The organism is Bacteroides sp. 4_1_36 (genome assembly GCF_003466325.1).
GTDB classification, from domain to species: domain Bacteria; phylum Bacteroidota; class Bacteroidia; order Bacteroidales; family Bacteroidaceae; genus Bacteroides; species Bacteroides uniformis.
Window position 1 is genome coordinate 506,969 of sequence record NZ_QSOX01000001.1, and the last position, 9,643, is coordinate 516,611.

General features: G+C 46.7%; 9 protein-coding genes. 6 read left to right on the forward strand and 3 right to left on the reverse strand.

Annotated elements, in window-relative coordinates; all coding sequences use genetic code 11:
• Positions 1-7 precede the first annotated feature (7 nt).
• From DXD65_RS02425 to DXD65_RS02450, 6 genes are all read left to right on the forward strand, one after another.
• Entirely contained in the window at positions 8-1,075 is a 1,068-nt protein-coding gene (locus DXD65_RS02425) for an exonuclease SbcCD subunit D (RefSeq protein WP_032577333.1), read from the forward strand.
• Positions 1,063-3,387, forward strand: a complete 2,325-nt coding sequence (locus DXD65_RS02430; RefSeq protein ID WP_101602748.1) for an AAA family ATPase — start codon at positions 1,063-1,065, stop codon at positions 3,385-3,387. The genes DXD65_RS02425 and DXD65_RS02430 overlap by 13 nt, the downstream gene beginning before the upstream one ends.
• Entirely contained in the window at positions 3,362-3,847 is a 486-nt protein-coding gene (locus tag DXD65_RS02435) for a crossover junction endodeoxyribonuclease RuvC (protein ID WP_101602747.1), read from the forward strand. Before DXD65_RS02430 ends, DXD65_RS02435 begins: the two co-directional genes overlap by 26 nt.
• A gap of 83 nt (positions 3,848-3,930) precedes the next feature.
• Complete coding sequence (locus DXD65_RS02440; RefSeq protein WP_229093126.1) at positions 3,931-4,587, forward strand: RNA polymerase sigma factor; 657 nt, start codon at positions 3,931-3,933, stop codon at positions 4,585-4,587.
• Complete coding sequence (locus DXD65_RS02445) at positions 4,565-5,182, forward strand: hypothetical protein (RefSeq protein ID WP_101602746.1); 618 nt, start codon at positions 4,565-4,567, stop codon at positions 5,180-5,182. Before DXD65_RS02440 ends, DXD65_RS02445 begins: the two co-directional genes overlap by 23 nt.
• Positions 5,179-6,531, forward strand: coding sequence for a DnaB-like helicase C-terminal domain-containing protein (locus DXD65_RS02450; protein WP_101602745.1), 1,353 nt, complete (start codon positions 5,179-5,181; stop codon positions 6,529-6,531). The genes DXD65_RS02445 and DXD65_RS02450 overlap by 4 nt, the downstream gene beginning before the upstream one ends.
• On the opposite strand, the gene DXD65_RS02455 is transcribed toward DXD65_RS02450, so the two are convergent.
• The 3 genes from DXD65_RS02455 to DXD65_RS02465 form a co-directional block, all read right to left on the reverse strand.
• The gene (locus DXD65_RS02455) at positions 6,523-7,842 is read right to left on the reverse strand and encodes a hypothetical protein (protein WP_147328005.1); all 1,320 of its coding nucleotides are present in this window, start codon (positions 7,840-7,842) and stop codon (positions 6,523-6,525) included. The two genes, DXD65_RS02450 and DXD65_RS02455, sit on opposite strands and share 9 nt — an antisense overlap.
• Positions 7,843-7,952: 110 nt before the next feature.
• The gene (locus DXD65_RS02460; RefSeq protein WP_147328006.1) at positions 7,953-8,915 is read right to left on the reverse strand and encodes a hypothetical protein; all 963 of its coding nucleotides are present in this window, start codon (positions 8,913-8,915) and stop codon (positions 7,953-7,955) included.
• Positions 8,916-8,988: 73 nt separating this feature from the next.
• Positions 8,989-9,603 (reverse strand): hypothetical protein, encoded by a 615-nt coding sequence (locus DXD65_RS02465; protein WP_101602743.1) that lies wholly within the window; start codon positions 9,601-9,603, stop codon positions 8,989-8,991.
• Between the last annotated feature and the right edge of the window lie 40 nt (positions 9,604-9,643).

Here is a 9,643-nt window from a genome sequence, read left to right on the forward strand (position 1 = left end):
CACATTCATGGAAGAGAGCAAACCTTGCATATTGTTGTTGAATGATATCCATGTCTCAAAAGACAACATCCCTGCATTTCAGGCCAACTGGCAGGAGGCCGTGGAGATCTGCAGGAAATGGGGTATCAGCGAAATCGCCGTCGGAGGCGACCTGTTCTTTTCACGTGCGGCACAGACACTTGACGTGCTGCTGGCAGTACATGACGCCCTGCTGGAAACCTCACGTGCGGGCATCCATGTCACGCTCGCCGAGGGGAATCATGACCTCGTGAACCAGGAAGCCGTCAGAGGTTACTGCCATGTCTTTGACTGCCATCCGGATGTGACGGTAGTGGATGACTTCCTGACCCTGTCGCGTCCCGGCTGGGAGTTCGCGCTTCATCTGATGAGTTATTTTCCGGAGGACGGATCGTTTGTCGAAAGGCTCGGACAGTTGGAAGAGAAAGCGCTTTCAGAGGAAAAGAAACATTTTCTTTATATACACGAAGGTATAAACGGGGCATTGGCGCAACCATCGGAGAAAGAATTGCCCGCCAGGATTTTTCTCCCGTTTGATAAGGTTTTTGTCGGCCATTACCATAACCGGACCGTCATTCCACAAACCCGTATCGAATACATCGGGGCCTCCCGTCAGCACAACTTCGGCGAGGATGAGGAAAAAGGATATACGGTGCTTTATACCGACGGCACACACGAGTTTGTCAAAAACCGGGTGAACATGCGCTACCGTGTGGTGGATGTGCCGGTGGAACGTGCCGGGCTGCACCTTATGGACGAGTTGCGCGAGACGGAGGCTGACGGCCGCTACAAGGTCAAGGTACGTGTCCATGCGCCGGCAGCTGCGATGAAGTCGGTTGACAAGGCCGCGCTGCTGGAAGCCGGGGCGGCGAAGGTGGAACTGATAGCTGATGACGAGGAACTGTTGGAGGCCGCATCCTCTTCGCTCTTTGAAAAGTATGACAGCTGCCGTATCCGGGAAACTTACGAGGATTTCTGCCGGGAAAAACAGATTGAGGATGTCTCAATCGGATTAGAGTATTTATCCAAAATAGATAACAGGACATGTGGAAATTAAAGAAAATAGAAGCTGAGAATCTCTGTGCCTTCCGCTCGCTGTCATACACGTTACGGCAAGGGGTTACGACACTGATATTCGGCGACAACCGGGACAATGAGTCCCAAAGGTCGAACGGTGCGGGCAAATCCGCCCTGCTGGAGTGTATCGCTGTCGGTATCACAGGCAGCCCGCTCCGTAAGATAAGGTCGGAAGAAATTATAAACGATGCGTCCGGGGAGTGCCGTATCGGATTACATTTCAGCAACGGCAACTCAGCGGAGGAACTGGTTGTCAACCGCTGCATTCCACGCAAAGGGGCATCCACGGTCAGTTGCACACTTTTCCGTAACGGTGCGCAGGTGACGACGGACGAGGCTGTCCAGCCTTCGGTCGATGCCTATAACCGCTATATCCTTGAAAAGTTAGGGATCACGCGCGAGGAGCTGCTCAACAACTTCATTCTCTCCAAATACCGGTATGAGGATTTTCTTTCGTCATCGGACAAGGAGAAAAAGGAGATAATCAACCGCTTTTCCAACGGTATCCTGGTGGACGAGGCCATTGCCATACTTGAGGAGGATATCGTGCCGCTCTCAGAAAAGAAGCAACAGGCGGCATTGGAACTTGCGGGACTGGACGGGCGTGTCGAGATGTTACAGGAGCAGATCCGCAAGGAAGAGGAAACCGGAGCGGAACGGGGACGTACCCGTGCGGAGCGCATCGCCTCCCTGGAAGCGGCCATCGCAGCCAAAAGGGAACAGATACGCATCGGACACGAGACGGTGGCCGGATATGAAACACGGCTTGTGGCGGTTCAGCAGGCGGATGAGGCACTGCAGTTGCTGGAATCGGGGGATACGGCACTGGACGAGTGTCTGGAAAAGATACGGGAGATGATGCCCCTCTTCCCCGATGCGAGACAGACGGACTGGAACGGGATTATCACCGGGACAAAAGAGAAGCTGCAGACGGCCGTTTCCGGGCTGTCGGATTGTGACACCTCCTTGAAACAGGCGGAACGGGAACTGGAAGAGGAGACTGAAAACTGGGAACAGTTCAAAAATAAGTATGCCGCCTTCTGTGAGGAATACAACGAGCAGTCCGGTACGGCAGCGGAGAAACTGAGGGAAACAGACATCCGCCTGCGCAATCTTGCAGGATGCATCGAAGAATTGCGTCACAAACGGCGTATTGTCTCGGCCGGTATTGACGAGCTCTCAAACAAGCTGGCCGGTTCCGTCACCTGCCCTGCCTGCGGACATAATTTCCTAATAGCGGAGCCGCAGTTTGACATTGAGGCGGGAATGAGGGAACTGAAACTACGACAGCGGCAACTCACGGAAATTAATGGCCGTATCGAAGACAAACAGGAGGAGACCGGTTCTGTGGAGCTGCAGCAGAGCCGCCTGAACCACGGCCGCCGTACCTTGGAGGCCAGACGTACCGAATGGGAACAGCAGCTGGCCGGATATGAACGTGCCGTCAGGAACGCTACCCGGAACGTGGAAGAGACGGAAAACAAACACCGGCGTATTGCAGCCGGGATTACCGCGCTGCAAAATGAGATTGAGAGCATCCGCCGTAAGGTATTCGATGAAACATTCGGATTTGTAGACGAGCGTAATGCCTCACTGAGCCGCAGCATACGGACGGAAAAGGAGGATATACAGGCGGCAGCCTGTGCCATTGACACTTTGCAAGGCACTATCAGGGAATTGAACGAGGCGGTGCCGTCCGATCTGATATCCACGCTCCGGAGCACGCTCCGGGAGGTGAGGGAAAAATCCCGCGAAGCGGCGGGACGGAAGACCGCCGTAGATGCGGAACTCCGAACATTGGAGATGCAAAGAGAACGGTTCATACAGTTCAAGACCTATCTGGCCAATACAAAAATCGAGGCACTCAGCCGTATAACAAACGAGTTCCTGCAGAATATCGGCAGTGACATACGCATCCGTTTTGACGGTTATACCGTCCTCAAAAGCGGTAAGGTCCGGGAGAAGATTTCCATTTCGCTGTTGCGTGACGGCATTGACTGCGGATCGTTCGGCAAGTTCTCGGCAGGCGAAGCGGCACGGGTGAACCTCGCAACCATCCTTGCCATGCAAAAACTCGTGAACAGTAACTGTGATGATGGCAAGGGACTGGACCTTCTGGTTCTGGATGAGATACTCGAGGCGGTTGACGAGGCGGGACTGGCTTCCATGTTCGAGGCATTGAACTCGCTCGGAGGTACCGTACTGGTTGTCTCCCACGGTAATGTTGCGGAAGGTTATCCCCATAAACTGGTAATTATGAAAGAGAATGGCGAATCAAGGATTGGAGAATAGTACCCCGGACAGGAAAGAGGTGCTTGCATTGGATATAGCTACGCATACCGGGTATTTTTCCGTGCATGAGGCCGGAACATGGAACTTTACCGAAAGCAGACGGCGCAACGGCAACAAGATGCACGGCGCATTCCGTACCGTCCTTGTCTCGTTTATCCGCGCGTATGGTATCCGGCGGGTCGTAGCGGAGGATGTGAGTGTGAACCGTTATTTCTATGACATGCGCCGGCTCTCGGAACTTCGGGGGATCCTGCTCGAAGTATGTGACAGCCTGGGACTTCCCGAACCGGAGTTTGTGAATCCGGCGGTGCTCAAGAAATGGGCGACGGGGGACGGGCACGCCACCAAGGCACAGATGGTGGTGGCATGCAAGGAAAGATACGGCATCATTCCGGTGGATGACAATGCGGCGGACGCCTGCCATCTCTTCCATTATTACATCCGCAGGCACAGGTTGTAGAACGGCACTTGCCAAGATTCGGGCGGCCTTCTCTCCGCCCGCTTTTTTTAATTGATGCTCAATGGCAGCTGACAGATTAGGACATGAGATTCATTATCAACCTTTTTTCGGTCAGTGAAAACGTGGAAAAGAAAGATGTGTTTATTGCGGTTGTACCCTCTGACGATGAATCCGCAAGACGGAGGGCGGAACTTCTCAGAAAGTATGTGATGCCGCACAAGAATCTGATATACAGCATTTGTATCAAATATACCTATAACCAGGAGGACATAGAGGATAACTATCTTGAAGCGCTGGTTAATTTCTTCAAGTACATGGACAGTTATGATCCGGCGCGTCCGGTGAAAACATGGATCTATGCCGTGACCAAGCGGCTTGTGGCGGACCTCAACAACCGCAATAAAAGCCGCATGCCCCCGGATGACAATATCGACATCTCGGAAATATCCTCCTCCCTGCCGGGCGAGGAGGAACCGTCGGAGAACTGCATGGGAATGGATAATTATCACAAGTATTACAATGATGATATCCTTTGGGCATTGGACAGGCTCAAGCCGATTTACAAAGAGGCCCTGCTTTTACAGCAGGCCGGCTATAAGATCGGAGAAATCATGGAGATAACTTACCGCAACGGAACATTGCAGACCAGAAATGTGGAGACGGTCAAGAGCCGTCTCTTTCTGGCCAAGACACAACTGCGCAAACTTTTGACACGTGATGGAGAAAAAAGAGTGGATTGACGGATGCCGGAGGCTTTTTACACGCTTGCTCCGTGCGGCAGTGTGGCCGGATTTCCAGTTCCCGTCCGGAGGAAAGGCGGACAGACAGCTTTCGGCATGTTTCGACCTGTTGTGCCGGGAAGCCGGATCTGTCAGTCCGGAACGCCTGTCCGATTTCTGCATATGCCAGGTGTATGCCCTTTCCGGATATGCTCCCTCTTATCGTGGAAAGTGGAACATTTCCCATTCGTTTGGCCGGAAGGCAGCTGACCGGTATCTTCATTCCGGAAAGGAACGCCGTTATTGGGAAGACCGGTGGCTGAAAGGTTTCGGACTGTCACGTGACAGTCTGACACAGGCAATGGAGAACCGCCGCGGGCATCCTTTCGGACGTTTCATTTACCCGGAATATGAGGAGATTACCAAACGGCGTCTGCTCTCCAGCGAGGCCGGCTATCTCGTCTGTGCGCTCTCCACATTGATGTGGACACCCTTCTCGCCGTCATGTTCCAAATGTACGAAAGCGAATCCGTGCCGCCGTAGAACAGAGGCGCGTTATCCGGAACTTTACCGGATTCGTTGTGAGGCATGGTGGAAAGAGGAGGTGAAGCCATGAGTTCCGTCAATCCGCTCAGCGCCGAGTTCCTGTATGAGCTCTATGCCACGGCGCTGTGCCAGGAGCAGCTGTGCGCTGTCCTTTCCCGCCACATGCGCAAGGAATACCTTCCGGACCGCTCATTCCAACGGGTGCAGGAGGCTATTGCCGCACATTTCAGAACCTACAAGACACCGCCGTCATATGCCGTACTGGCACAGACTTTCCATGAGGATTACGATGCCATTGAGTTGATAGATACCTTCCGGGAGTATGACGAGGGCCAGAGTCCCGAAGTGATGATCGACATGCTGGAGTCCTACATCAAGGGGGTCCGGTTACAGTCGGTCTATGCGGAAGTGGGAAAACTGTATAACGAGAACAAGCAGGACAAGGCGGAAAAGGCATTGCGCGGGTATGCCGAATGGCTGGCGGGCTTTACACTGAAGAGTACCTCGTTCATTGATGTGGCGGAGACCTTTACGGAGCGCTTCCAGCGGAACCGCCGCCGTGAGGAGGAAGAGGAACGCTCGGCATCACCACGTGTGTCCCGGTTCTATATCCCGTTTCTGGACGCGCTCAATGCCGGACGCAACCTGCGGGGGCAGCTGACCTGCTTTCTTGCCAGTACCGGTGTGGGGAAATCCCATATCGCCAAATGGATAGGTGTCAGGGCGGATATCGACGACGGGCTGCATGTGCTGCACTTCCAGCTGGAGGGGTCCGAGGAGGAAGCATTGAACGCCTATTCGGGAGGGCTGGTTTCCAAGAACGCCTATTATTACGAACGGGGAAAGATCTCGGATACGGAGATGCGCCATCTGGAAAAGCTGGTGGCATCGTATGCCGGCAGCATCACGGTACGCAGTTATCCGCGTTTCAACGCCCAGGTATCGACGCTTGACATCAAGAACGGAATCTCGGAATACCGCAAACTCAAAGGTCACAATCCGGACATCGTCATCGTCGATTCGATGGATCTGCTGACAGACGCCAACCGCCGTTCATGGGGTGCCGACCATGAACGCGCAAAGCGTATCGCCGTGGCCAATGACCTCAAGGACCTGGCGGCGGACGAAAAGGTATGGATGGTCGTGACATATCAATCGACCATTGAAGACCGCGAGTGGCTGAATGACGAAAGGAATGTACTGACAGAGTACAACTGTTCGGAGGCCAAGGGGCTGGCACGCCCATGCACGCACCTTATTTCACTCAACCAGTCATCGGCCGAACGCAAGGAGAACGTGATGCGCCTGCATGTGGCCAAGAGCCGCTTTTTCAAAAAGGGCGATACCATCAAAATAGCGACGGACTATGACAACGAGGTGTTCTATGACGGGCAGAGGACACTTTCATTACTACGGTAAAGAATCCACTATTCCTTTTTTGGAAGAAAGAGTGGTGTCTGAAGAGGCATTGGTAGACTTCTTGTCGATTTGTTTTTGTATATGGTACACATGTTGAGAAGACGAATCTTCGTAAACTTCAATGTCTGTTTTTCTTGCTTTTTGAATTGTCTCGAGTGGTATATGGTTTGTATTTGCCTTTGATGGTCGAATACAAACCAATATTGCCATTGCCAAGATTAATAAAAGTAATGTTATAAAGTAAGGATTTTTAAAGTTTTGCAATTTCCACACACTTTCTTTATCTGGATTTGCAATATTATATACGCAAAACACAAACACCAATATCCCGGTCATAAATGTTATAGAAAATAACATAAAATCAAAAATATCTATTGCAACTTTCTGCGTACCAACCAAAGAAGATACAAAAGCGATGAACGTTCCTAATAATCCGACTAATTGTAGCGTCCGCCCCCGTTCTTCTTTTATTGTTGCTATAGCACCTGTAATCTTTCCGGATAATTCTTCAGATTTTTTTATAGAATCCTCTATCGCGTCTCCTTCAAATGTCCTAAATTCCCTATTATATTTTAAGAAAAAGTTTTCCAGAAATTGCATATTTACAGGAGAATACCCTTGTGATGCAAAGAATATATATTGCTTGGTTTGTTCTCTGTCATAATTCTGCAATTCTGCCGGAGAAAGATACACTTTAATCACTTTCTTGTCTTCTACCGAGCAATATGAATACTCAAAATATGAACGAAATCTTCTCGGGGCATCTTTTTCATTTTTATATGCTATGATGAAAAGCCTTAAGCAGTTAAGTAATTTTCCATAAGTATATATTACTCTATGTTCCCTATTTACACTGTTCTTGAGATAGTTATATAACCATAATATCGATTTTACCAATGTAGAAGGTGATACACACTTAAATGCCGTAATATCTGAATGTTCTTGAACAAAACTTTCAATTCCTTGGATTATACTTTGGGGATCAGCATTGTTCTTTATAAGGTAATAAAGCCTATTATTTGTAATATAAGCCGAAACCCCTTCATCTATATTTTCGTTATACTTTTTAATAAGACTACACTCAGGATAGCGGCTATTATCTTTACGGCAATTTTTTAAATCATCTTGGAATTTATCCTGTGTTGAAATATCATTTTTAGAATCATGTTTATATAATACATAGAATATATCTTTAGTATAGTCTTTTGCATATTGGGAATATTGCTCAATAATTGAATTAATTTCAGGATTGGTAAGAGGGCTATAGCCAAAACATATTTTAGGACCTGCCGGCGCTTGCTGTTCCATCATTTGTTTTGACAATACACAGGCCTTGAAAATTAATGCCTCTATTACATTGTTTAATATTTCCAAGGCATTAACATCAAATGCTTGTTCAAGAAATATGGATGTTCTGCGAGCTAAAGTTGCTTTTGTTGGCGATAAACTTTTTTTAGTTTGTCAAATGCATAAATAAAATTTATCAACTTAGACAGGTTACTTTCTGATGCGATGTATCGAATATCTATAACGGTGATATCAAAAAGCAATTGTGTCAATTTTATCAATGGTTGTAAATGTTCTGTTTTGACATATTTACCAGGAATTGAATCTATGATCAGATCTTGGTCCAGTTCAAAATGGACTTCGTAAAGCCCACCGTTGTTCTTTGGATTTATTCTATTTACAAATGTTGCTATTGCCGAAGAAATATCAGAATAGCAATTAATAAAGGCTGGTAGTATTCTTTCATCAAGATCATCTTTTTTGTCTTCCCATGCCCTAATTATATCCTTATAACCGGAAACAATATAAAATTCTCCAACCGCAACGGATTTCCATAAATAAGTAAAAAACAAAAAAGTTATAGCGTCACAATAGCTGTAAAAATCAGTTTTATTATGCATATATGTGTAAGCAACACAAAATTCTCCAAATGAACGTTTAAGCAGTGCTGCCAAATCTTCATCGGAGAAGGTATCTTTTTGGAGCTCTTGCCCTTCAACTTTATTTTGTTTCTTTTTTTCTTCCCAAATCCTTAATGCTGCAATTATACTATACTGCCCAGGGATATTGGTCATTTCTTGCTCAAATCTTTGATCCTGAGATAAATCTACAAAAAAACTTTTTTTCTCCTTGTCGTATTTCTTGGATTTGCCATCGTCCTTAAAGGAAAAGTCAAAGTCTTTATTCTCAGGAAAACTAAATTGTAATATTGAAGATTCATTTACGCTTAAAACCCTTTTCAGTATACTTAATTGTTCTATGTTTTTGATACCATAACCATTCAATGTTTGCAATACAAAAAATTTGTATGATTCTATCTTGCAACCAACAATATTATTATATACTTCCTGAGCTTCTTCTATGTAAGTCTTTTTCATATAATATTTGTGTTTTATAAAAAAAGGTGTCATAAGACACCTATTATTAACCTATATTGGGCATAGTATGATTTTACATTGCTGATCTTAATAAAACATATTGTTCATATTCCCGTTGAAGATCTTGCAGCGTAGTACTCATTTCCTTATTAGCCTCATACATGAATGTTTCTTTCCACAATGGGAGATTGTGGGTTAAATCCACAAGCTTATCCCTATCCATGAAAAGTTCTTTTTTCATATTTTGTTGTAATCCCAAAACAGCATTGTCAATCAAATGAATAATCTTTTCATATCTATCTCTGTATTTGGGCGGAATCAAGCATTGGGTCTCTGACATTTGTTCTTGAAAATGCCCTTCTTCATATCTAAATCCGGGAATAATGTCTAATGCATTATAAATATGAAGGAGTACAGGTCCGTTGGGCAATGCACTGAAAGCGCCAAAAAACTCAAATAGATTATTCTGATTTATGCGTATATTTTCTCCTTGCGGTTCTTCTAAATTAGTCAAACTCTCTAAGCATAAACAATAGAGCAATTTCATAATTCTTGTATTAGAGAATGATTGTAATATTTCTTTTGAAGGCATCGCATTGCCATTGGAAACAGTCATCTCTCGATGAATTTCTACAAACCTCCCTAAAATATAGCTAAACAGAAATAGCTTATCATTTGCTTTACACATAGTTTTAAACTACCAACAAAGCAGGCACATACTTTATTGG

What these genes read in the sequence shown, in the direction of transcription:
- DXD65_RS02450 (WP_101602745.1), top strand. Translation starts at nt 5,179, where the DNA reads ATGAGTTCCGTCAATCCGCTCAGCGCCGAGTTCCTGTATGAGCTCTAT.
- DXD65_RS02465 (WP_101602743.1), bottom strand. Translation starts at nt 9,603, where the DNA reads ATGTGTAAAGCAAATGATAAGCTATTTCTGTTTAGCTATATTTTAGGG.
- DXD65_RS02445 (WP_101602746.1), top strand. Translation starts at nt 4,565, where the DNA reads ATGGAGAAAAAAGAGTGGATTGACGGATGCCGGAGGCTTTTTACACGC.
- DXD65_RS02425 (WP_032577333.1), top strand. Translation starts at nt 8, where the DNA reads ATGGAAGAGAGCAAACCTTGCATATTGTTGTTGAATGATATCCATGTC.
- DXD65_RS02460 (WP_147328006.1), bottom strand. Translation starts at nt 8,915, where the DNA reads ATGAAAAAGACTTACATAGAAGAAGCTCAGGAAGTATATAATAATATT.
- DXD65_RS02455 (WP_147328005.1), bottom strand. Translation starts at nt 7,842, where the DNA reads ATGATGGAACAGCAAGCGCCGGCAGGTCCTAAAATATGTTTTGGCTAT.
- DXD65_RS02435 (WP_101602747.1), top strand. Translation starts at nt 3,362, where the DNA reads ATGGCGAATCAAGGATTGGAGAATAGTACCCCGGACAGGAAAGAGGTG.
- DXD65_RS02440 (WP_229093126.1), top strand. Translation starts at nt 3,931, where the DNA reads ATGAGATTCATTATCAACCTTTTTTCGGTCAGTGAAAACGTGGAAAAG.
- DXD65_RS02430 (WP_101602748.1), top strand. Translation starts at nt 1,063, where the DNA reads ATGTGGAAATTAAAGAAAATAGAAGCTGAGAATCTCTGTGCCTTCCGC.